At 44.2% G+C, this 23,093-nt stretch carries 17 protein-coding genes; 12 read left to right on the forward strand and 5 right to left on the reverse strand.

Going from position 1 to position 23,093, the window contains the following annotated elements:
• Positions 1 to 11 precede the first annotated feature (11 nt).
• The 4 genes from PAHA3_RS09665 (at position 12) to PAHA3_RS09680 (ending at position 5,551) form a co-directional block, all read left to right on the forward strand.
• Positions 12 to 881, forward strand: coding sequence for a carbohydrate ABC transporter permease (locus PAHA3_RS09665; protein WP_047843039.1), 870 nt, complete (start codon positions 12 to 14; stop codon positions 879 to 881).
• A 225-nt stretch (positions 882 to 1,106) separates the two neighbouring features.
• Positions 1,107 to 2,792 carry a hypothetical protein gene (locus tag PAHA3_RS09670; protein ID WP_062834541.1) on the forward strand — a complete coding sequence of 562 codons (1,686 nt, stop codon included), beginning with the start codon at positions 1,107 to 1,109 and terminating at the stop codon, positions 2,790 to 2,792.
• A 71-nt stretch (positions 2,793 to 2,863) separates the two neighbouring features.
• On the forward strand, positions 2,864 to 4,579 hold the full coding sequence (locus tag PAHA3_RS09675) for a discoidin domain-containing protein (RefSeq protein ID WP_062834542.1): 1,716 nt from the start codon (positions 2,864 to 2,866) through the stop codon (positions 4,577 to 4,579).
• Positions 4,580 to 4,609: 30 nt separating this feature from the next.
• Positions 4,610 to 5,551, forward strand: coding sequence for a family 43 glycosylhydrolase (locus PAHA3_RS09680; RefSeq protein WP_062834543.1), 942 nt, complete (start codon positions 4,610 to 4,612; stop codon positions 5,549 to 5,551).
• Between the two features lie 78 nt (positions 5,552 to 5,629).
• Here PAHA3_RS09680 and PAHA3_RS09685 read toward each other — a convergent pair whose 3' ends face one another.
• From PAHA3_RS09685 to pdxR, 3 genes are all read right to left on the reverse strand, one after another.
• Positions 5,630 to 6,157 (reverse strand): DinB family protein, encoded by a 528-nt coding sequence (locus tag PAHA3_RS09685; protein WP_062834544.1) that lies wholly within the window; start codon positions 6,155 to 6,157, stop codon positions 5,630 to 5,632.
• Between the two features lie 149 nt (positions 6,158 to 6,306).
• Entirely contained in the window at positions 6,307 to 8,328 is a 2,022-nt protein-coding gene (locus tag PAHA3_RS09690; RefSeq protein WP_062834545.1) for an ATP-dependent DNA helicase, read from the reverse strand.
• A 60-nt stretch (positions 8,329 to 8,388) separates the two neighbouring features.
• The gene (pdxR, locus tag PAHA3_RS09695; RefSeq protein WP_062834546.1) at positions 8,389 to 9,879 is read right to left on the reverse strand and encodes a MocR-like pyridoxine biosynthesis transcription factor PdxR; all 1,491 of its coding nucleotides are present in this window, start codon (positions 9,877 to 9,879) and stop codon (positions 8,389 to 8,391) included.
• A gap of 145 nt (positions 9,880 to 10,024) precedes the next feature.
• Between pdxR and pdxS the strand changes: the two genes are divergently transcribed.
• From pdxS to PAHA3_RS09735, 8 genes are all read left to right on the forward strand, one after another.
• Entirely contained in the window at positions 10,025 to 10,909 is an 885-nt protein-coding gene (pdxS, locus tag PAHA3_RS09700) for a pyridoxal 5'-phosphate synthase lyase subunit PdxS (protein WP_200869424.1), read from the forward strand.
• 150 nt (positions 10,910 to 11,059) lie between these two features.
• Entirely contained in the window at positions 11,060 to 13,573 is a 2,514-nt protein-coding gene (locus PAHA3_RS09705) for a GH39 family glycosyl hydrolase (RefSeq protein ID WP_371327906.1), read from the forward strand.
• A 201-nt stretch (positions 13,574 to 13,774) separates the two neighbouring features.
• Positions 13,775 to 15,007 (forward strand): PTS sugar transporter subunit IIC, encoded by a 1,233-nt coding sequence (locus PAHA3_RS09710; RefSeq protein WP_062834547.1) that lies wholly within the window; start codon positions 13,775 to 13,777, stop codon positions 15,005 to 15,007.
• A gap of 19 nt (positions 15,008 to 15,026) precedes the next feature.
• Positions 15,027 to 17,300, forward strand: a complete 2,274-nt coding sequence (locus tag PAHA3_RS09715) for a beta-glucosidase (RefSeq protein ID WP_062834548.1) — start codon at positions 15,027 to 15,029, stop codon at positions 17,298 to 17,300.
• A gap of 216 nt (positions 17,301 to 17,516) precedes the next feature.
• Positions 17,517 to 18,599: an ABC transporter substrate-binding protein gene (locus PAHA3_RS09720; RefSeq protein WP_062834549.1), complete on the forward strand. Its 1,083-nt coding sequence runs from the start codon at positions 17,517 to 17,519 to the stop codon at positions 18,597 to 18,599.
• Positions 18,600 to 18,776: 177 nt separating this feature from the next.
• Positions 18,777 to 19,616 (forward strand): copper amine oxidase N-terminal domain-containing protein, encoded by an 840-nt coding sequence (locus tag PAHA3_RS09725; protein ID WP_235599403.1) that lies wholly within the window; start codon positions 18,777 to 18,779, stop codon positions 19,614 to 19,616.
• 206 nt (positions 19,617 to 19,822) lie between these two features.
• A complete protein-coding gene (locus PAHA3_RS09730; protein ID WP_062834551.1) occupies positions 19,823 to 20,482 on the forward strand; it encodes a TetR/AcrR family transcriptional regulator in 660 nt (219 codons plus the stop codon).
• Complete coding sequence (locus tag PAHA3_RS09735; RefSeq protein WP_062834552.1) at positions 20,479 to 21,615, forward strand: alpha/beta hydrolase; 1,137 nt, start codon at positions 20,479 to 20,481, stop codon at positions 21,613 to 21,615. Before PAHA3_RS09730 ends, PAHA3_RS09735 begins: the two co-directional genes overlap by 4 nt.
• Before the next feature lie 144 nt (positions 21,616 to 21,759).
• Here the strand turns inward: PAHA3_RS09735 and PAHA3_RS09740 are convergent, their stop codons facing one another.
• Positions 21,760 to 22,098 carry a cupin domain-containing protein gene (locus PAHA3_RS09740; protein WP_062834553.1) on the reverse strand — a complete coding sequence of 113 codons (339 nt, stop codon included), beginning with the start codon at positions 22,096 to 22,098 and terminating at the stop codon, positions 21,760 to 21,762.
• A gap of 79 nt (positions 22,099 to 22,177) precedes the next feature.
• A complete protein-coding gene (locus PAHA3_RS09745) occupies positions 22,178 to 23,005 on the reverse strand; it encodes an AraC family transcriptional regulator (protein WP_062834554.1) in 828 nt (275 codons plus the stop codon).
• Positions 23,006 to 23,093: the final 88 nt, after the last annotated feature.

Here is a 23,093-nt window from a genome sequence, read left to right on the forward strand (position 1 = left end):
GGAGAGGGATCATGTACCATAAGACGACAGGCTATAGAGTATTCTCCTATTTTAATTACGCATTCATGATACTGGCGGGTCTGGCGTGTTTCCTTCCACTGCTTCATTTGCTCGCGCAATCGCTCAGCAGTAAAGCGGCCATTAGCGGTAATATGGTTTCATTTTGGCCGGTCGGGTTCAACGTGGATGCCTATATCAAAACGTTCAATAATTCCAACTTCAACGGTGCCATGCTGACATCCATCACTCGGACCGTTTTGGGTACGACCATCAGCATGTTTATCCTTACCTGTGCAGGATATGCCCTATCCAAAGAATTCCGGGGACGCAACGTGCTCATGTGGTTTTTTATCTTCACCATGCTCTTCTCGGGGGGATTGATACCTTCTTACATATTGATCACCGCCCTTGGATTAAAGGATACAATATGGGCCCTTGTGCTGCCGGGAGCTTTCGGTGCTTATAATCTGATTCTTCTCGTCAACTTCTTCAAAACGATTCCCAAAGCCTTGGAAGAAGCGGCATTCATTGACGGAGCGTCCTTTTTCGTAATCCTCAGCAAAATCTATTTACCACTATCTCTGCCCGGCATCGCGACCGTATCCTTGTTCATTATGGTGGGGCACTGGAATTCCTGGTTTGACGGAATTTTGTACATGTCGGATGCGAGCAAGTATCCGCTGGCTTCATTCCTACAGACCGTTGTCGTACAGAGCAACATGCAAAATATGGCGATGAGCCAGTCCGAGGTTGCCGCAATGTCAGAGCAAAGCATCAAAGCAGCTCAAATTTTCGTCAGCACGCTACCGATCATTTTGGTCTATCCTTTTTTACAACGTTATTTCGTAAAGGGAATCGTGCTAGGAGCTGTAAAAGAATAGTTGTTGTGACGAAAAATTCGATCTTAACGGAGAGGACAGAAATAATCTGAAGAAGCGGAGCGTTCGCCTTTATCACTAGAAATTTACATTTGTAAAGGTGAATCTAAAAATTCTGGGGATAACAGCGATCGGAAGGTTATTCTGTCATCGGAGTGTCAGTGTAAATATGAAATTAGTTGAGCTTATCTAGAAAACAAATTGAGTGAGTGAAGGGGGCATGTTTCCATGAAGAAAAGAAACGAGTTATGGAAAATGGTAAGTATGGTTATGCTGTCGGCTATTCTAGTGGCTGGCTGTAGCAAAGGGGAGAGTGCTTCCGAGACCGCACCGGCATCGGTGCTTAAGGACGGAAAATATGATCCTCCATTTACGATCACCATCGCCAAACAACAGGATGAGAATGCTGGAAAGTACATTAATGGTGAGACATTGAATGACAATGTGTTGACCCGTTGGGGCGAACAAAACCTGGGTATCAAAATCCAAACCACCCTGCTGGGAGGTGATGCTTCACAATATAATACCAAGCTGCGGCTGGCGTTAACGGGTTCCGAGAAGTTGCCCGATGTTCTGCCCGTCTATGATACCATGCTGGTCAATGATCTGATCGAGTCGGGGCAGGTCAAGGAGATTACGGAAGACATCTCAACCTACATGCCTGACCGGATAAAAGAAATATACAAACAATACCCGACCACCTTCAATCCAGTGGTTAGGGAGGGTAAAGTCTACGGTATGGCGATCGCGCCGAATCTGACGGAAGGCGAAGTCATGCTGATTCGCCAGGACTGGTTGGACAAATTAAATTTGAAAGCGCCAACAACGATTGAAGAGTTTGAGCAAGTCATCGCGGCGTTCACCAACGAGGACCCGGATGGGAACGGCAAGAAAGACACATATGGCTTTACATTTTCGGGGAAAGATTCCTACAATACGGGCTGGGTCAGCGATCCGGTCATGATCTTCAGCGCATACACGGGCAAGCACCTTCCAAGACAATGGTACAACGAGAACGGCAAACTTACTTATGGATCTGTGGCTGATGGCAACAAAGAGGCACTGGCGAAGTTACGCGATTGGTATGCAAAAGGGTACTTGAACAAAGAATTGGCCACCCAGGGGGCCTGGGACGCACTGTCCGATTTTACGGAGGGGAAAGCAGGTATTATCATTGGTCGTCCTTGGCTATATGACAGTGTGAAAGACGTAGAGAAAAATGTTGAGGGTGCGAAAATTAGTGCTTATCCGACTATTCAAGGCGTGAACGGAGATAAGACCTATCAGTCCGCCCAATTGAACGATGGGGTGTTCATGTTTAACAAGGATTTTCAGAACATGGAAGCCTTCTTCCTGTACTACGATAAAATGTATGATGCGGCGTTCAGCACTGGAGATTTTAAATACGGCTACGCTCAGGGTTACGATTACGATATCGTCAATGACGAAGTCACTTTCGATCCAACAAAATTTAATACGCCATTAGAGGCTGTGCAAGGCGTTGGCAAAATGGCATTTACCAAAAATACACCGAGTGTTGATGGTCCCGGCCAATCGTACTACGATCTGGCGAATGGAGTTAAAGCCGACACGGGCGTCCTCATTCAAAGCGCTTCAAAAGATCAAACGACGCAGGATGGATACCGGATTTCGTATGAAAACAGGGATGTTTTACTGCCAAATGAGTTTAACGGTCCACCAACGCCAACGATGCAAAATGTGTGGGAACAGTTGACCACCATGGAACAAGAGACGTTCACCAAAATTATATATGGCAATGAGCCGCTTGAAGCATTTGATACCTTTGTCCAGCAGTGGCACGAAAAAGGTGGAGACACCGTAATCCAAGAAGTTAACGATTGGTACAACCAAGCTAGTGAGACAGATGTAATGACACTGATGAATTTGAAATAAAGTCAAGTATCACCTGGATCAGCCTTCCGCCAACTGGAAGGTTGGTCTTCTAAAAAAGGAGATGATGAGACATGATCAAAGGTAAATCGTGGATGGCTATCGTCATTGCATTGATGTTGTTAACAGTTCATTTAACGTCCTCAGCTCAAACCGTTCACGCTGCTGGTGAAGAGACCCATATTGCTGCAACACTGTTTGTATTGAAGAATGAATCCGAAGTATCCAATGCCAAAATCCATTGGGCACCTGTTCAGGGAGCGACTGCATACGAGTTGTATAGATCCGAGAACAATGAGACCTATCATTTATTACAGACCCTAACCGGTACAACGACGGATGATTATGACCTCAATCTAGGTAGCACGTACAAATATCAAGTGAAGGCATATGGCGGAACTTCCTTGTTAACCTCTGCTGTCTCACCAGAATATACCCCTTTCAGCCTTCCAGAGAACCTCACAACTTTTGATAACACAACGCAATCAACGCTTATGCTCCCCAATGAACTTAAAGTTGGAGATACCTACTACAGATTCAATTTCGTACAAAAGTCATCAGGCGGTTTTGGCGAAATGATTCAACAGACGTCAACGGATGACATCACATACGGTAACGACAAAGTGGTCCTTTCCTACACGGATCATCCCGATCTGGCGAATTCTAAATTTGAGGGGATTAATATCCTATACCATGCACCTACGAATAAGTTTGTTTTTTGGGCTCACTATGAAAACAGTACAGACTACACACTTGCCAGGGTATCGGTGGCTTCAGCCACGCCTGGAGAAGACTTTACCTTTCACAAAAGCTTTCGGCCGGAAGGAAACCAATCAAGGGATATCTCCATTTTCAAAGATGATGATGATTCGGCCTATCTGATCTCTACGGCTAATAATAATTCGGACACAATTTTGTATAAGTTAACCTCCGATTGGTTGGATGTGGATTATCAAGTTTCTGTTATTTATCAAAATCAACATAGAGAACTGCCTAAGATGATCAAAAAAGATGGCATTTATTATTTGTTCTCTTCCCAAGCGGCAGGTTGGTATCCGAGTATACCTTTGTATTCATCAGCAAATAGCATAGACGGAGATTGGTCTGAATTACGGACAATTGGCAACACGTCAACCTTCTCGGCGCAGTCGGGTTCCGTTATGCGGGTGAAGCCAGATACGGGTAACAACGTAGTTATGGTTGCATATCGCTGGATGTTTGGCTGGGCAGGTACGCAAAATGGAACAACGGAGGAACGACTGCTTCCCGTTTGGTTCTCCGATGGTTACGCATTTTATGATTATTTTGATCAAGTTCTATACAATACAAGTGATGATGTTGTCGTTCCCGTTCAAAATGGGAAACTGCTGTCACAAGGTAAACCTGCAACAGCGCAAACAGCTACCGGAACGAATCCGGCAAGTTATGCTAATGATGGTAACTATCAAACCGAATGGGTCGGCACAGGCAGTTCCTGGCCACATTGGTGGAAGGTCGACCTTGGTTCCGTTCAGCAATTGAATAATGTGCAAATCTCCTGGTGGATGCAAAAAGGCTCCGAAGGTTATTACAAATACAAAATCGAGACCAGTACGGATAATGTAAACTGGACCGTGGCATTGGATCGAACCAATAATACATCTTACGGTTTCACATCAGATACGCTATCAAGCACTGCTGCCAGGTATGTACGAATTAATATGCAAAATGCGGCACTTCATAACAATCCAAACAATTGGTACACGCCAAGACTTTGGGAAGTGAAGGTATTTGGATCGGGCACCAATTAACGATGTTCCTAAAAGAAGAGAGGTAACGATGTGAATATTCAATTAATCAATGGTGGCATCTGGAATGATTCAAATGGTAATCCGATCCATGCCCATGGTGGACATATGTTATTCCATGACGACTATTATTACTGGTATGGCGAAGATCGGAGAGACGATATATATGTGAGTTGTTACCGTTCCAAAGATCTATTCAACTGGGAGTTTCGAAACCATATTTTGACGACCTCTACGCCAGCTGCACCCATTCGAGTTCGGACAAATCTGGGATTAGTGAACGATAAAGGTGGAAAAGTAAATCTCGAACGGCCTAAAGTGCTTTTCAACGCGGTGACCAAAAAGTATGTACTTTGGGCTCACTATGAGAATGGTAACAATTACAACGATGCCGCATGCGCCATTGCCACATCGGATTCTCCGGATAGTCATTTCGTGTATCATGGCAGCTTTAATCCGTACGGGTATATGTCGCGTGACTGCACGCTCTTTCAGGACGATGACGGGACGGCATATTTTATTTCGGCTGCCAGAGACAATGCGGACCTTCACATCTATCGTCTACAGGAGGATTACCTGAATGTCGAAAGCCTTGTCGGAAAGCTATGGCAGGGGGAGTATCGAGAAGCGCCAGCCGTCTTCAAGCGGAACGGGAAGTATTATATGGTGACCTCATTTTGCACGGGTTGGGCTCCCAATCAAGGGAAATACGCGATGGCTAATATGATGGATGGTCCATGGGGGATGCTCAGCGATTTTGGCGATGAAACGACATATCGAACGCAACCAGCGTTTGTGCTGAAGCGATCAGAGGAGGAGTACCTGTACTTTTCGGATCGCTGGAATGGATCGGATTACTTTCAGTCCAGCTATGTGGTACTACCCATTGAGTTCAATGGGGACATTCCGATTCTGAATCATTATTGCACGTTATCCTTGCGAGAGGACGCACATCTGATTCATTTTGAACGATAATTTGAACGATAAAACGATTGTTGAGAAAAGACTTTGATCCTACAGAGAATGAAGGTTCAAAGTCTTTTTGAATGAATTTTATAAATTCAAATCTAACGAATAGCGATCGCGAAGTACGGATAAATGGTGGAGCTCATGTCCAACCATAATAACGGCGATTGATCGAGCTGAAGCAGGATTATCACTGACGATCCCTCTACTGAGCCAAGCTTCCGGCGTGAGGCGACGGAGCATAAGGATGGTTGAGCGACGTGTGACGGCATATTCTTCACTCAAATCGGCCAGGGTATATGCATTGAACGGGTGGGTCTGCATAAGCACGTCCTGATCGTAGCCGGGATGATTCGCTTGGTCGCCTCTGGCGATACGAAGCAATCGGCTGCTCATGATTCGTTCGTTATCCAAAAGGTGGCCGATGACCTCTTTCACGCTCCATTTGCCTTCAGCGTAACGATAATTTGCTTGCTCTTCGGTCAATGAAGAAAGCAAAGTTGGTACGATGTTGGCTTGCAGCTCTAAGTGTTCGATGATATTCCCTTCAGGAACAAGCTTGATGTACCCTTCATAATAAGCTGCATATTCATCAGTAGTTGGTCTTTCAACCATGGTAATGCCTCCTTTGGGGTTCGTAGATCTGGAATATATTGTAGCATAAATCTTACTTCCAGCATTTAAATTGGCCCTTCCGCTTGATAGGTGGAAGGGCTGCTTCATGTAATTTAGGCAGTTTTTCAAGGTTACGTGTTATTCCACTTCTAATCCGTACGTCGTATTCCTTTATTTTGGACAAACTTCTCCAAAACCGCAAAATCCTCTGTCAGTTTTTTGAACGGTAACGTGTCCAGCACCTGTTCCCGATAACTCTTTTTGGCCGCTGCGCTGAGACGAGAGTCAAGTATGCTGAGTATGCCAAGGTCCGTTTCACTTCGAATCAAACGACCCGTTCCTTGCCGTAACCGAAGAAGCATGTCCGGTACAAACACCTCCATGAACGAATTCTCCGTTACAGATGCCTTATATTCATAAACAGGATCCGATGGAACAGGGAAGGGCAGACGGAAAATAATGACCTGTGACAGGTCAGGACCCTCGATATTCACGCCTTCCCAGAATACACCGGTACCCAGGAGTACTCCTTTGCTTTTCCTGAATTCGGCGATGACACTGTCCTGTGAAGATCCTTCTTTTTGAACATGGACTGCCCATGAATATTCATTAAGCTCTGACATCAACTTCTTGTGAATGTACTTCATGTCCTCCTTTGCTGAAAAAAGGACGATTGTTCTTCCCTGAGTTAGATTACAGAGTTGAACCATTTCTTGGTAAGCTGCTTCAAGATAGTTTTCGCGCTGGTCATGGTGGTAAGAGGGAACTTTGTTCGAGATGTACATCATGGCATGGTTGGTGTAGTCAAAAGGGGAGGATTTGCGATCCATAAAATCCCCCTTATAGCCCAGAGAGCGCGTCAAATAAGAGTATTCTTCCTCCAATGTATCTCCGCCTTGGCACAGCGTTGCCGACGTCAGGATTACAGGGGCCTTGCCATTAAATAAAGTGTATTTCAGAAATTGGCTTATATCTTTGGGACAGATGCTGATCGTAGCTACTCCCAGGGGACTGCTTGCCCATAAAAGATAGTTGTCCTCCAGTTCAGATAAGACACCAATGAGAGTAATAAGCCCGTTGATGGCTTCAAAAGCGTCATCGATCTCCCGCTCGTGGCGAGAAGTCAAAATGGACAGGCGTAGACTGAAATCTTTCAAATCGTTTGAGACTTGGTTCAACGGTATTCCTTTGATCTCCGACACTTTGATTCGGTCGTTATCCTGCTTGGCGTGGTGGAGCAGATCCGCGTTTACCTGTTTGAAGATGCGCTCAGCGCAGTTTTTGATGAACTTGGATTGTGAGAAGAGACTTTTATCCCCGGACTGCTTCGTTAGAAGCTGCACCGTGGTATCCAGAATGCGGCAGATTCCCCGATAAGTGAACTCAAGTGTTCTGGCATCTCGAACTTTTGCTTCCAGATTATGCGCTTCATCAACAACGATCAGAGCAGGCTGTTCCGAGATGATGCTCTTGGTTCCTTCTTTTTTCTTCATCAAATCCCGTATGAGCAAGTCCTGGTTCACGATAATAAAATCAATTTCGTGAGTTTTTGCATTTAATTTCGCTCTCATATCGTAGAACAAACATGCATTTTTATGATGGCAACGTTCAAATGTGCAATCATTCACGGAAACGTGGGACCATTCGGCATCACTAACTCCAGCTTTAATATCGGCTCTTTCATCAATTTCATAATCTAATATGCGCTGGGCGAGGGTAGACACGGAGGAGTTAGCATCATCAAGACTGATCAATTCCGCTGCCCTGCTTCGGCAAGCATACTGGCCCATGCCTTTGCCCACGACGGAACGAACCGTTGTGAATCCCAATCTGCTTCCAATAGTCCTTAAATCTTTATGTATCTGTTCAGAGAGCTGAATGGAGGATGTAGCTATAATGACTGGTTTCTGAGACATTTGATTCGTGAGCAGACTTGGAATCAGGTACGCAAAAGACTTACCGATTCCGACACCAGCTTCAATCATGGCGTTATGTCCTTGGATATAAGCATCGGCTATGTCGAGAGACATTTCTTGCTGTCCGATCCGCTCTCTTAGACCGATTCGGGGGAACCGGTCATATATTCGGAAGATGGCATTAACCAAAGAACGTTCGATTTCCTTGTTCGGTTCCCGCTTATTTATTTTATAGAGTTCATTTAACCAATTCATAACGATCGCCCCTCTTCCGAATGATGATCTTCTTGTACCACATTTTGGAGACGATGTACCTCACAAAGAGGCTGTGACGGCGTTTTTCAATCTGGATACGCCTTCCTGTAACTGTTCATCTGACAAATGTGCAAAAGATAAATATATACCATACTTCGTACCAACTGACGTTGAACTGCTGACTTCTGAGTATACCACACCTTGTGACTTAGCCGATGCCCGAAAGGCCTCATACGTGGACACATTACCTCGCCACCAGCCAAACACGTGCAGACCCGCTTCATTCTCCACCCAATCAAACCATGTAGAAAGTTGCTTGTTCAAAAGTTTGAGTAACAGATCGAATTTGCGACTGTATAATCGATTCATCCTGCGCAGATGACGCTCATATTGACCGCTTGTCATGAATGCAGCTAATGCCCGTTGTTCGATCAGGTTGACGGGTCTTGGCTCGTATAATGCCTGTGCCTTTCTAAAGGTATCTGCCAAGGTAGGTGGAAGAACCACAAAACCAAGTCGTACTTCAAAAGGCAAGGTTTTCGTAAAGCTGCCCAGGTAGATTACACGTCCTGCTTTATCAAGTGTTTTCAGCGGTTCAACATGCATTCCGCGATATCGGAATTCACTATCATAATCATCCTCGACAATCATGGCATCATGACGATGTGCCCAGTCCAGCAAGGTTTGTCTGCGTTCAAGGCTGAGCATTTCGCCAGTGGGAAACTGTCGTGACGGCGTGACAAACAACATACGCGCTTCCCAGTCTTGGGGCACAACGCCCTGACCATCGAGATTGGCTTCAATCAACTGTGCACCCGCAGCCAAAATGGCTTTAGAAATCCCGACATAACAAGGGCTTTCCGTCACGACGTGATCCCCAGGATCTGCAAGTAATTGAGTGAGAAGAGCTATAGCTTGCATGGAGCCTGCAGTCACTGCAATATGATCCGGATCGACTTGAATTCCCCGCATTCTTCGAAGGTAGGCAGCAATGGCTTCTCTCAATCTCGGATCCCCGGTTGAACTGACCATCGCAGAGGTTGTTTCCAGGTGATGCTCACGCTGCCGTATCTCTGCATACAATCGATTATTCCATTCATCGTAAGGGAATTTGGATAAATCAGGTTGGTATTTGCTAAAGTCGATCACTTCGTTGCGATCCATTCTGGAATCATGTGTTGGAGCATTGGTTTGTGCATTTCTTTGAGTTGTCAGCTGTTCAAACTGCTGAATACGATTTCCCCAGGCTGATAAGTGATGGTTACAAGCTTTCACGGTGGACGAATCATTGCTTAAATCCAACTGATACGCAACAAAGGTTCCTCTTCCATGCTCTGATTGAATGTAACCTTGAGCAGTCAATGTATCATAGACCTGATTCACGGTTCCTCTGGAAATGTGATACGTCGCGGCTAACTCTCTAGTCGAGGGTAACTTCTCGCCATGTATAAGATTACCTTCATGAATAGCATCACGAATGGCATGATAGAGAGCCTTCATCTTCGTATATTTTCGGTTCAAATATGAACTGTAAGCTACATGAAATTGCATAGGACCTCCAGAGTTATAATTCAAGTGGTACAATAAAAACCAAAATTATTGGATCTTTTTATATGACCATTCTCATTCTATACTAAATCATAGTTTAGAGCGATGCCTTTATTGAAAACCACCCAAAGTTCATAGGAGGAATACAATCATGCAAACAGGTACAGATCGTGTAAAAAGAGGAATGGCTGAGATGCAAAAAGGTGGCGTCATCATGGACGTTATGAATGCAGAGCAAGCTAAAATCGCTGAGGCGGCTGGGGCAACAGCAGTTATGGCTCTTGAGCGGGTGCCTTCTGATATTCGCGCAGCTGGCGGTGTAGCTCGTATGGCTGATCCAACGATCGTTGAAGAGGTTATGAAAGTTGTGTCTATTCCAGTTATGGCCAAAGCGCGTATCGGTCATTACATAGAAGCCAAAGTGCTTGAATCCCTAGGTGTGGATTATCTCGATGAAAGTGAAGTTCTTACACCTGCAGACGAAGTGTTCCATATTGATAAACATGAGTTCACTGTACCATTTGTATGTGGAGCGAAAGATTTGGGAGAGGCTCTTCGCCGTATTGGTGAGGGAGCATCGATGATTCGTACAAAAGGTGAGCCTGGAACGGGTAACATTGTTGAGGCAGTTCGTCATATGCGTCTAATTAACAGCCAGCTCCGTAAAGTGCAAAACATGTCCAAGGACGAGCTGTACGCTGAAGCAAAAAACCTGGGTGTAGCTTATGAGCTACTGCGCGAAGTACATGAAAATGGAAAACTTCCTGTCGTTAACTTTGCAGCAGGCGGTGTAGCTACACCAGCAGACGCAGCATTAATGATGCACCTGGGAGCAGATGGTGTGTTTGTAGGATCAGGTATTTTCAAATCAGATAGCCCGGAGAAATTCGCTCGTGCAATCGTTGAAGCGACAACACATTACACGGATTACAAATTGATTGCCGAAGTATCCAAAAACTTGGGCGCCCCGATGAAAGGGATCGAAATTTCTAAATTGGCTCCTGAAGAGCGCATGTCCAACCGCGGTTGGTAAGATAGCAGGGCATCTGGTTGAATAGGTAATTTGAACATTTATATAGAAGAGCCGATCAATTGAACTTAATTGATCGGCTTTTTTGTTATTACTGTTTAGTTTGTTGATATCTTCAAAATGCTGTGCCTATAATAATCGGTATGAAGGAAGGTGCAGACAATTCGCTATCTATACGAGTTTATTCAACATCAGGACGATCTGCCTATGAAACTCTTCGTGAACTCGGTAAAACATATTGATTTCCATTGGCATAAGGAAGTGGAAGTTGTATATGTGCTCCACGGTTCAATCATCATGTATCTGGACCAGCAGCAATATACACTGCAAAAAGATGATGTGATCGTGGTTAACAGTATGTCAGTCCACAAGATCGAACGAACCAATCAGGACAACGTGTTATTGACATTGCAATTCGGTCCTGAGTTGATGAACAATAATACCTTTATCACCTGTAACTCTGCCTTGAATGTGGAGCAAGACGCTCCCCGGCTGCATAGCATTAAACAATATCTTGCGCAGATGGTATGGGAGATTAACAAAAAAACACCGGGTTATCAAAATTTCACAATAGGCAGATTACAGATGTTATGCGGCTACCTGCAAAGGTGTTTTTCCAGTGGAACCAATGCCCTATTGGAAGAAGGCAGCAGGGATTATGACTATAAGAGACTGAACAGGGTCCTCACATATATTGATCTACACTACAATGAGAAGATTACGCTGCAGGATATGGCGCATTCCGAACATTTAAGTTTGCATTATTTCTCCCACTTCTTCACCGACAAAATCGGAATACCTTTCCAAAAGTATTTGACGCTCATTCGATTGGAGAAGGCTCAGGCTCAGCTGGCTGCAAACGATAAAAACATTTCTGAGATTGCGCTGGATTGCGGATTTGCCAATGTGAAGCTGTTTAACAAATACTTCAAGGAAAAGTACGGCTGCACGCCCGGTTCCTATCGGGAAGCTTTACGTACACCGGAACCCCATCAGTTGAATGTGAACCGCAAGCCCAAAACGTATGAGGAATCTTCAAGCGGAGATTATTACGAGATGGAAACGTTGAATGCGATTGGCTCACTGTATCGATATCTGGATGCTAAGGTAGATGCCGATCAGGACACGCTCCCTGTAACGTCTGCACATCTGTCAGACCAAACTAGCATTGAAATTCGTGCGGATCAGACGTCGTCTGTCTATGAAAAGCACTGGAATATGACCATGACGGCGGGGAGAGCCATTGAAGGTTTGCGTGAAGATTGGCGGAAGCAGCTCTCCACGCTGAAAGGCAAAGTACCTTTTCAATATATTCGATTTCACGGCATCTTCAATGACGAGATGATGGTGTACAGCGAAAACGAGCAGGGCATCCCCATCTATAATTGGTCTTATGTGGACAAGTTGTATGATTTCCTGCTGGATCAAGGCGTTCGGCCATTTGTGGAATTAAGTTTCATGCCTAGCCAACTGGCGAGATCCAAAGAAACGCTGTTTTGGTGGAGGGGGAATATCAGCCCGCCATCCGACCCTGCCAAGTGGCAGGCGCTTGTTGGCGAATTCGTTCGTCATTGTTTAAATCGTTATGGGGCGGAAGAGGTGAGACGGTGGTATTTCGAAGTATGGAACGAGCCTGACCTGGCTGGTGTTTGTTGGGCAGGAAGCAAGGAAGAATACTTTGCGTTTTACGAATCGACCGTTCATGCCATCAAATCAATTTTGCCGGAATTGAAGGTGGGGGGTCCAGCTATGGGTTACGGATCTATCTGGAATGATACCTGGGCGGAGGAATTTTTGTCCTATTGCCACAAGCGGGAAGTGGATCTCGACTTTTTCTCATTCCACATCTATTCGGAGTATCCCAAGCTCAAAGTTGAAGAGGATCGTTTAACCCAAATCATGCCCCCTGCTTTTTATAAAGAGAGTATTGAGCTAATGCAGCAAAAAATGAATGCGTCATCGTACGGTCATGTTGAACTTCATGTCACCGAGTGGAACTTTTCGCTGTATGACCGTAACTTGCTACACGATACCATGTTCATGGCTCCATTTGTCATTTACCACACCATGAACACGCTCGGTGACGTGAAAGCGATGGCTTTCTGGTCCTTTACCGATGTATTCGAAGAAAGTATCGTTCCCGCTTCTCCTTTCTACGGAGGTTTTGGCCTGATTAACCGCGATGGGCTGAAGAAACCCAGCTATTATGCATTTGAGCTTATGCAAAAGCTTGGGGATGAGCTGATGGTCAAGGGAGACGGTTATGTTGGAACCCGAAAAAGGGATGGAAGCATGCAATTTTTGTTCTATCACTATGTTCACGTAGACCAGCTGTTTGCAAGTGGAGATTGGTCGGAATTATCCAGCTCAACCCGCTATGACGTATTTGAGGAAAAAGGCAGCAAAGCTTATGAACTTACCCTGGGCAATCTCGAGGGTCCTTATAAATGCACCAGTTATCAACTGGACCGGGAGCATGGATCGGTATTTGATGAGTGGACCCGCATGGGATCGCCCTATTCCCTGACGGAAGAAGAAATCGCCTATCTAAACGGTAGGAGTGGACCCGTTATGGGGACAGAGATGGTAAGAGATGAAAGTTGGCGCAGAGAGATTTTGCTTCCACCGCATGGGGTAATGCTGCTCATTTTGGATAAACAATATTAAAAAAGTACTCTTAAGGCATCCTTTCAGTATTGAAGGGATGTTTTTTGTTGTTTATTTCTTGTTCAGGCTGGCAAGCTAGAACAATAGCGATGAATTGGGCAAAAAACGATCCATGATGCGGCAAGTTCCAACAAGAAAGCGTTAACACAAATCGATATACTATGGTTGTGGCAGCTTAGAGGAAGACAGGGGGAGTTTTGGATGAAGCGTTTCATGAAATGGATGACAGATTCGTTTGCGCCAAGATTGGAGGCGTTTACGAACAATATTTGGGTTTCTTCGATTCAAGAAGCCATCATGGTCGCCATTCCGATGATTTTCATCGGTTCGATTATTACATTGATTTCGATTTTGCAGGATTTCATTCCGGGAATGCCGGACCTGACACCCATCACGACATTCAGTTTCGGTTTACTGGGGTTGTTTATTGCTTTTTTGACGCCTTATGTCGTGATGGAAAAAAGAGAACGACACAAAATCAAGTTGCTGGCAGGAATGACGGGGATATCTCTGTTCGTTATGCTGCTTAACCCGACGGTAAACGAAGACGGTACCATTCAGTTCATCCTTGAACGATTTGGACCCTCGGGGATGATTACAGCACTGTTGGTAGGTGTATTTGTCGCTCTTGTAATGATCATGTGTAACAAATTTTCGTTCTTTAAAAAAGGGTCTTCACTTCCCGAATTCATTATGGACTGGTTCGATTTTCTCGTCCCGATCGCCCTGGTATTAACAACAGGATGGTTGCTTGTATATCAGCTTCATTTTGATATTTTTGGACTGATCGTGAACGTATTTGAGCCGATCAATGCCGTTGGACAAAGCTTAACCGGATTTTTATTGTTCAATTTCATTGGTGTTGTACTGTATTCTTTCGGCGTAAGCCCGTGGGTCATGACACCGATCTGGTACGCAATCTGGATACCTGCAATCGAAGAAAATGCAGCTCTTGTCGCAGCGGGACAAGATCCGGTCAATATCAACACATTTGAAACCTTTTTCTCCGGCTGGCTGGGTATTGGCGGTATGGGTGCGACTTTGCCGTTAGTTGTTTGGTTCCTGATGGCACGTTCGAAAAAACTGAAATCTGTCGGCAAGGCGACTATTATCCCGTCCTTGTTCAACATTAATGAACCTGTCGTATACGGTGCACCGATTGCCTTTAATCCATTACTCATGGTGCCGATGTGGATTAATTCACTTATCACACCGGTGATTGTGTACTTGGCTCTCGACTGGGGTTGGGTGCGGATTCCGAGCCAGATCTTCCAGCTATGGTACACGCCGATCGGCCTGTCCACCTACATTATGTCCGGACTCAATGGGCTTATCTTGCTGGCGGTCGTCCTGGTGATTGTATTTATTGTCTGGTTTCCGTTTTTCAAACTGTATGATGCACAGGAACTGAAGAAAGAACAGGAACAAAATTGATATTAGAAGGGTGAGTACTATGGATAAATCAATCAATGAATTGTTGACGGCATTAACGTTGGCCGAGAAAGCTTCACTCTGCGCAGGATTGAATATGTGGATGACAAAAGGAATCGAGCGGTTAAACATTCCGCCAGTTCATATGTACGATGGGACAAACGGCATCCGTAAAACAAACAGCGATGAAGAAATGGGGATTACAACGGAAAATGTACCCGCAACCTGTTACCCTACAGGTTCAGCCATCGGTTCTTCGTGGAATACGGAATTGTTGCATGAAGTCGGTGTGGCCCTAGGACAGGAATCGAAAACGATGGACGTCGAGCTGTTGCTTGGACCCGGTGTCAATATGAAAAGAACGCCGCTCGGCGGAAGAAACTTCGAATACTATTCGGAAGACCCATACTTGACGGGTGAACTTGGAGCAGCTTTTATAAACGGGATCCAAAGCGAAGGCGTGGGCGCTTCTGTCAAACACTTTGCCGGCAACAACCAGGAGTTCGAGAAAATGGTGACCAGTTCGGAAATCGACGAGCGAACGCTTCGCGAGATTTACCTGAGCGCCTTTGAACGAATTATTAAGAAATCCGACCCTTGGACGGTCATGTGTTCTTATAACTTATTGAATGGAACATATACGAGCGAGAACGAACATTTGCTACATGACATTTTGAGAAAAGAGTGGGGTTATGAAGGTGTTGTCCTATCCGACTGGACTGCTGTCAATGATCGCATACGCGGTCTGAAGGCCGGGCTTGATCTGGAGATGCCAGGTCCTGCTCATTACAATGCCAAAGCAATCATTGAAGCGGTCCAGAACGGAAGCCTTTCCGAAAAACAGTTAGATCGCAGCGTGGGCCGGATTTTGAAGCTGGTTGAGCGGGTAACGGGCAAGAAAGACATGGATTCTTCTCCAGATTCGGACTATCATGCACTCGCGCGTAAAGCGGCGGCCGAGAGTATTGTGCTTCTGAAAAATGAGAACGCGATTCTCCCGCTAGGGCAGGAGTCCATTGCGTCGATTGCCGTGATCGGGCGGTTTGCCAAAAAACCGAGAATTCAGGGAGCGGGCAGTGCGAAGGTAACGCCTACAAGAGTCGATATTCCATGGGACGAGATAAAAAATCTGGCTGGCGATGCCATGACCATGAATTATGCAGAAGGGTACCCGGAGGATGACTCTATCAATGATGAGCTAATCAAGGAAAGCGTGTCAATAGCCATGAATTCCGATGTTGCTGTACTGTTTGTAGGCCAACCGGAATATGCGGAATCCGAAATGCATGATTTGCAAGGCATTGATCTTCCCGAGCATCAAGTAAAATTGATTCTTGCGGTAGCCGCAGTTCAGCCCAAGTGTATTGTCGTAACGAGTAGCGGTTCCGCACTGGCGATGCGTCCATGGGTACAGCATGTACCTGGTGTGATTCATTCTTGGTTGTCGGGTCAAGGCATGGGTAAAGTGATTGCAGATGTATTATTCGGACAGACGAATCCTTCGGGCAAGCTGTCTGAGACATTCCCCGTCAAACTATCGGACAACCCTTCACATATGCGAATTCGCGGAGAGAACGGCAAACTGTATTATCGCGAAGGCCTGTTCGTGGGTTATCGATATTATGACCGGAAAGAACTGGCACCTCAATTCCCGTTTGGACACGGATTGTCTTACACATCGTTTTTGTATACGGATCTGGAAGTGGCTCAGACCCATACCGGTGTTACTGTGTCCTTCCAATTAAAAAATACCGGTAAGCGCAAGGGGAAAGAAGTTGTTCAACTGTATGTTCACGATGAAGAGTGCACATGGACCCGTCCAGAGAAAGAATTAAAAGCTTTTGCCAAAGTTGAACTGGAGCCGCGTGAAAAACGCAAAATTACTTTTGAACTGGAAGAGAGAGATTTCTCATATTACAACACCAAGTATAACCGTTGGGTGGCAGAGACCGGGTTTTTCCAAATTTCACTTGGCAGCTCGTCCAAAGATCTCCGAATTACGGAACGTCTGCATTGTGACTTTGGTAAGGAAGAAATCACGTTCCACAAATTCAGTCTGCTCAGTGAGTGGATGAGTGATCCTGTGGCGAAAAAGGAATTGGAGCATTGCCTGAATGAAATGAACGAGCACGTTACGGACAAGGTATATCTTAACGAGGAGTTTGTGGGATTCTGGGCAGATTTCCCGATGATCAAAGTGTTCCAAATGTTCGGCCAACAATGGATGAATGAGCGGTCACCTGATGAAATTATTAATGAACTTATCGCCAAGGTTAACCAGGCACGTAATGAATAGATAAATAAAAGAGAAACCAAGTTCAATTCCGTACAAAGGAGATGAACTTGGTTTTTTTAAAGTTTCGGGTATATCATTAGGGAACGTAACCTTCGATGAATGATATTGATTATTGTTCTCATTTACACACTTCGACATTTACTGTATACTGACAATAGTTATTTTACATATTGGTCTAAAAGACAAGAGAGAATTCAAAAGGGAGAGATTATTTACATGTTGGTATCCGTTAAAAAAGGAATGTTTCTTTGTTTGATTACTGCAATGATTCTGGTGCTCGCAGCGTGTTCAAGCAGCAATGGTGGCAGTGAAGATGCAAATGGCAGCTCACAGCAAGCTGCGGAGAGCAGCGCCACGAATGAAGCAAAAAATGGGGAACAAACCGACGCAGACGCTTCAGCACCTGCTGAAACAACTTACCCGGTAACCGTTTCAAATTACACAACAGAGAATGGCACATGGGTGAAGAAGGATCAAACGTTCGATAAGGTACCTGAACGGGTTGTTGCCAATACACAAGGTGCGGCTGAATTAATGATCCGTCTTGGTTTGACTGACAAAATTGTTGGAGTTGCAGCGCTTTTCGGTAGTGTACCTGACGATATCGCTGATGAATTCAAAAAAATTCCTGTGCTGGCTGAAGGCTATGTCGGTAAGGAAGTGACCATAGGCGCTTCGCCTGACCTGGTTGTGGGGCGTGGTGGATTGTTTGAGGATGCTGATTGGGGCGTTGGTACAGTAAGCAGCTTAAATGATATGGGGATTAAAACGTACGTGCAAAGCACCAGTGTTCCTGATGCATCGTTAGATAGTCTGTATCAGGACATTACTGAATTAGGTGAGATATTCAACGTACAGGCGAACGCAGCTGCATATATTGAGACTCTTAAAGCTCGCGAGACTGCGTTGTCTGCCCGAGCTAGCGCTGAAACGATCAACTATGCATCTTTTTCAGATAATGGTGATGGAACTATTGGAATCTACAACGGAAACGGAGATACGTTTATTGAAAGTGCAATGTCATTAATCAATATGCATAATATGCTGATTAATGAAACCGGCACACTCAGTCTCGAGAAGCTAATCGAGATTAATCCGGATGCCATGATTATTTCTAGATATGCTGGTGGTATTGATCCAGAAGAAACGATTAAAAAGCTGCTAGCCAACAAGCAGGTACAAAACATTAACGCAGTTAAAAACAAGAAAATCTACATTATTGATTTCAACAACTTCTGGGGATACGGAGATTCCATCTTCACAGGCGTTGAAGGACTTGCTGATGATCTAGGCTTGTAATGGCAATTTCGTGCTAAGAGCATAGTACCAATGAAAGTCGCTATATTAGCGGCTTTTTTTTGTTATCAGGAATCCAATTTCTGTCTTAAGCTGATCAAACTTTTATTGGAATCTAACGTTACTATTCTATAGTTAAAAATTACATGGAATGGGTGAGCCGCTGTGAAGATGAAGCATATGAGAAAAGTAGTTGCCGTTGCATTAGTGATGTCGGTGTTATTACCACTGGGGCCTCAAAAATCTGAAGCGGCATCCAAATACGTTGATTTGGAAATTCAGTGGGCTGACGGTCGTATTAACCATGTTGAGACGTTAATCAAGGATGGAGTCACGTACGGAAACTTTTTCTCACTGGGTATTAAGGCAGGCCTAGTGTGGGGGATGGAAGATGATAAGACGGCCGTACTAAAGAGCAGTGAGAAGCATATCGTTGTGCACTTGGGAAGCAGAATTGCCGAAGTGGATGGTCAAAAAGTAGATATGGGCACAGAACCTGTGTCGTATATTAGTCAACTTTATGTGCCCATTAGATTTCTTGCATCTGCTTTGGACGGGGAAGTGACTCATCGAGATACGAAAACGAATAAGATAACCGTGACTGGGCTGAGCAATTATACCGATACTTTTTATGGTAGCGACATGGGTTACACCTATGTCATTCGCGCTACAAAAGGAGATCTTGAAATTACGAATACTTCTACTGGACAAAAGAGTTCAATTCCGTTAGGTATAAAGGACATTAATGTGAATACTCATGATCTCAAGATAAATTTCAAGAGGAGTCCCCAAAATCTACTTATTGTCATCATTGAACATACTAATCGAAAAACAGAAGACTACGATCTTTACACGTTGGTATTCAAAAATAAAGGTCTGATTCGCAAATCCATTGCTCATGGGGTAATGGAGCCGCATGAAATTTTGAATTCAGATGGTAGTATTCAACTCATAGATGACAATAAGATACGTATTATCGATGATGGAAGCGGTAAGGTGCTTGAAGTGCTTCCTCGCTGAATATATATCTGATCCGATATTCATACGTTACCAATTAAAGAACAATAATACAAAGATCTCAAAGAGCCGCTGATCACGATGATCAGCGGCTCTAGCATATTTCTTCCTGAATCTTTTTATAATGATATCTTTCAAGACTAGTTGACTTGTGAATTTATTATCGGTATAGTGTGAATCAGTTCACACCTCACATTAAGGAGTAGTCTATGCCAAAAAATACTTTCTTTCGTTTAGATGAAGCAAGGCGCGAGGACATATCGAATAGCGCTATGCAGCTTTTTGTTAATAACCTTTACGAGGATATATCTATGAAGATGGTTTTGGATAGTTTGTCCATGCACCCCGGAACATTTTATCGGTATTTTGAAGACAAAGATGACCTTTATTGTCACTTAATACGTAATGTGACCCAGAAAAGAGCTGCATATTTTAATAACAGTAATGAAGATTCCCTTTACAGCTATTTCCTTACTGGCTTATTTGGTAACGTAAATAGCATGGTGACCGAGCCACTGAATGAGTTGGAAATCAAATTGACTAAAACATTTTCATATATTCCTGAGGATATTTTGCTGAAAGTATATGTGAATGTGTTAAAGGGCGAGTCATTCCCTATGATCAAGGACATTTTACGCCGAATGAGGGTTGATGGATATCTAAGGCCTGATGTTGACGACGACCTGATTTCTTTTATGTTTGAGTCAATGCAGCTTAATTTAATTATGTTTTTTAGAGAATTCGATATTAAGGACTCTAAGCTGCAACATAAGATCAGCAAGTACTTTGCTGAATTTATGGGGCATGGGCTGCTTGAAGATCATAAATATTCTGAAATGGTTAGCGATCTCAAGGGGGAAAGAAAATGAAAACCTATGACGTATTTCCAGAACCAATTGGCGGCTATACTGTCGGTCGAACCCAGATAGATTTTGAATACACGGCATCAGATTACTCCAAAAGAGAACTGACCGCTTTTGTGTACTATCCGTCTGACAGTAGCGAAGGTAAGACTACATCAACGTACATGTTTCCTGAAGTCTACGAGATGTTTAATGAGCAGCCACTTGTCACTGCGTTGAAGGATGTTTTCTCTATAGATATCAAGACACAGTGTTACGACGACCTTGCTCTCTCCGGGAAGGAAAAGCGCTATCCCGTGTTATTCTATGTTTGCGGCGGGGGTGGTTCTCCAGAATGGGGTACAGTGCTCTGTACAGACTTGGCAAGCATGGGGTATGTTGTGGTGAGCATCGGCCATCAGAATAGCACGATGTATAAACGTAAAGATGGGCGCCTGTTTAATGTATCCAAGGATTTTTCCGATGTCATTACAGCGTTTGGTGAAGATCCAGAGATGCTGGCGTTGACTGGTAAGATGGAGATGCGTCCTGACGATGAAACTGCCATTGAGATGTGCCGTAACGTGCTTGCACTACCGATACTTTCCAAGATAACAGAGTACAGTGAATCACAGGCAGAAGATGTAAGGTATGTAGCCGATTACCTTTACAAACTGGACTCTGGAGAGCTGAATTCCATCTTTAAGGGTAGATTGCTGCTTGACATCGGCATGGGTATAGTCGGACATTCTTATGGAGGGCCTACGACGGCGATGGTTTGCCGGGATGACGACCGGTTCGCCTGCGGGATTGGCTTGGATAGCGGTGCGTTTGGACTTCTTGACAGCGATCTTAAGAAACCCTTCTTGTTCCTGTTTTGTGAACCTAACTATAATATGAATGCGGTTATTGGCGCTAACAATAGCATGGAAACCTATTATTTCTCAGTTGATCGTGTTGCACATTTGGATTACTGTGACATCGTGTTTACCAGTGTTAATGAGGAACTCAGAGGTGAACGGGATGCTGTGGAGATGCGAAATCTTGTTACAGACTATGCGAAGAACTTTTTTGATCATTACATACTACAGAAGACAACAAGTGTGGAAAGTCTGGCATACGATGGTGTGGAATTGATCAATAAGACCAGCAAAAAGTGACATAACCGAGAGGCTACTGATTAATATATGTAAATTAATGCATGTCCAAGAGCTAGCCGTACAGACGCAGAGCCGCTAACCCTATTACGCGGTTATCGGCTCTCTGATATTACAAATTCACATCCTGGTTCCAATATCTGACGCTTATTCGGACTTAGTCCCGCCAGTGTTTACTTCGCTTCCAGGCTCCATCAACATGATATGACATTCTTTTTCGGCGGAAGGCTTGATCTCAACTCCCTTGGGAACAATGTACATCTCACCTTTAGCAATCTTCACTTGCCCATCACGAAAATCAATAATCATTTCCCCTTCGAGCACAAAAAATAACTTGTCAGTCTCTTCATGAACGTGCCACTCAAAATCTCCAGCAATCTTAACGATCTTAAACTGATAGTCATTCATTTCACCAATGAGTTTCGGAGACCAAAGATCGTTTAATTTCGAAAATTCCTCATTTAATTTAATAGCTTGATAGTGCATCGTCATTCCTCCTGTGTATTCATCCTATATGTTCAGTATACTGATCTAAGCTTTGGTATAACATGGATGCCTGTTGAAATCAGGATGGATTATTGATGAACTTCTGGCGATACTCAGTAGGAGAAATACCATTTTGTTTCTTGAACACTCTACTAAAATAGAAGGGATCAGCAATGCCAACGGTTTCGGCAATGTGTTTTACAGACGCGTCACTTGCAGACAACATTTGTTGCGCCATATTTATACGATATTTCAATATATAATCTGCTGGCCCCATGCCCGCATGTCTTCTAAATACATAAGAAATTCGATTGCGATTCACATTATATAGCTCTGCGAGCGATGTTACTGTCAGGCTATGATCATAGTTTTCATGAATATGAGTAGAGACCCGTTCGAATAAAGCATCTGATTCATTACTATTTTGCCGATGATCCACACATATTAAGGCCTCATTCAGCACATCGCGGAACAGCATCTCGGTCTGAAACTTTGACATGCCTCCACGCTGATTATACACATGCCATAAACGCGTAATTAGTTCGATCAGACGAGGGGATTGACCCGTTGATAATTCAAAATGCTGATGGGAAAAGCTTGATTCATCGAGATCTGAACTACATATTCGGTATAAAACAAGGATGTATTCCCAGTCGTTTTTATTAAACACGGTTTGGTCCAGTTTCATTTTCGCACCCCCGTGCACAACTTTTCCTGGTGAGAAGATATAGGGCGTACCATCAAATTGGAATTGAATCTTTCCTGTCAGAGGAAATACAAATCCAGGAAAAGAATCGGTATAGTCAGCGTGGGGCACGCCTGGATTTCTAGCATATCGATATATTCCTTCTACTTGAAAAGGAATGTGTGCAAAATGCGCTGCTAATTGATTCACATCTACTTTCACATTTCGTACCTCGTTTCAAAAGTGTTTGCTGGTCATGCTGAGATAAATTACTGTGAAACTAACTTCAACACTATTGATAATCATTATC

Origin of the sequence: Paenibacillus amylolyticus (assembly GCF_001570725.1) — a bacterium.
Classification (GTDB): Bacteria; Bacillota; Bacilli; order Paenibacillales; family Paenibacillaceae; genus Paenibacillus; species Paenibacillus amylolyticus_A.

Coding starts and splice junctions, on each gene's coding strand:
- PAHA3_RS09740 (WP_062834553.1), bottom strand. CDS start 22,098: ATGCACTATCAAGCTATTAAATTAAATGAGGAATTTTCGAAATTAAAC.
- PAHA3_RS09685 (WP_062834544.1), bottom strand. CDS start 6,157: ATGGTTGAAAGACCAACTACTGATGAATATGCAGCTTATTATGAAGGG.
- PAHA3_RS09725 (WP_235599403.1), top strand. CDS start 18,777: ATGAGAAAAGTAGTTGCCGTTGCATTAGTGATGTCGGTGTTATTACCA.
- PAHA3_RS09735 (WP_062834552.1), top strand. CDS start 20,479: ATGAAAACCTATGACGTATTTCCAGAACCAATTGGCGGCTATACTGTC.
- PAHA3_RS09690 (WP_062834545.1), bottom strand. CDS start 8,328: ATGAATTGGTTAAATGAACTCTATAAAATAAATAAGCGGGAACCGAAC.
- PAHA3_RS09715 (WP_062834548.1), top strand. CDS start 15,027: ATGGATAAATCAATCAATGAATTGTTGACGGCATTAACGTTGGCCGAG.
- PAHA3_RS09730 (WP_062834551.1), top strand. CDS start 19,823: ATGCCAAAAAATACTTTCTTTCGTTTAGATGAAGCAAGGCGCGAGGAC.
- PAHA3_RS09665 (WP_047843039.1), top strand. CDS start 12: ATGTACCATAAGACGACAGGCTATAGAGTATTCTCCTATTTTAATTAC.
- pdxR (WP_062834546.1), bottom strand. CDS start 9,879: ATGCAATTTCATGTAGCTTACAGTTCATATTTGAACCGAAAATATACG.
- PAHA3_RS09675 (WP_062834542.1), top strand. CDS start 2,864: ATGATCAAAGGTAAATCGTGGATGGCTATCGTCATTGCATTGATGTTG.
- PAHA3_RS09720 (WP_062834549.1), top strand. CDS start 17,517: ATGTTGGTATCCGTTAAAAAAGGAATGTTTCTTTGTTTGATTACTGCA.
- PAHA3_RS09710 (WP_062834547.1), top strand. CDS start 13,775: ATGAAGCGTTTCATGAAATGGATGACAGATTCGTTTGCGCCAAGATTG.
- PAHA3_RS09670 (WP_062834541.1), top strand. CDS start 1,107: ATGAAGAAAAGAAACGAGTTATGGAAAATGGTAAGTATGGTTATGCTG.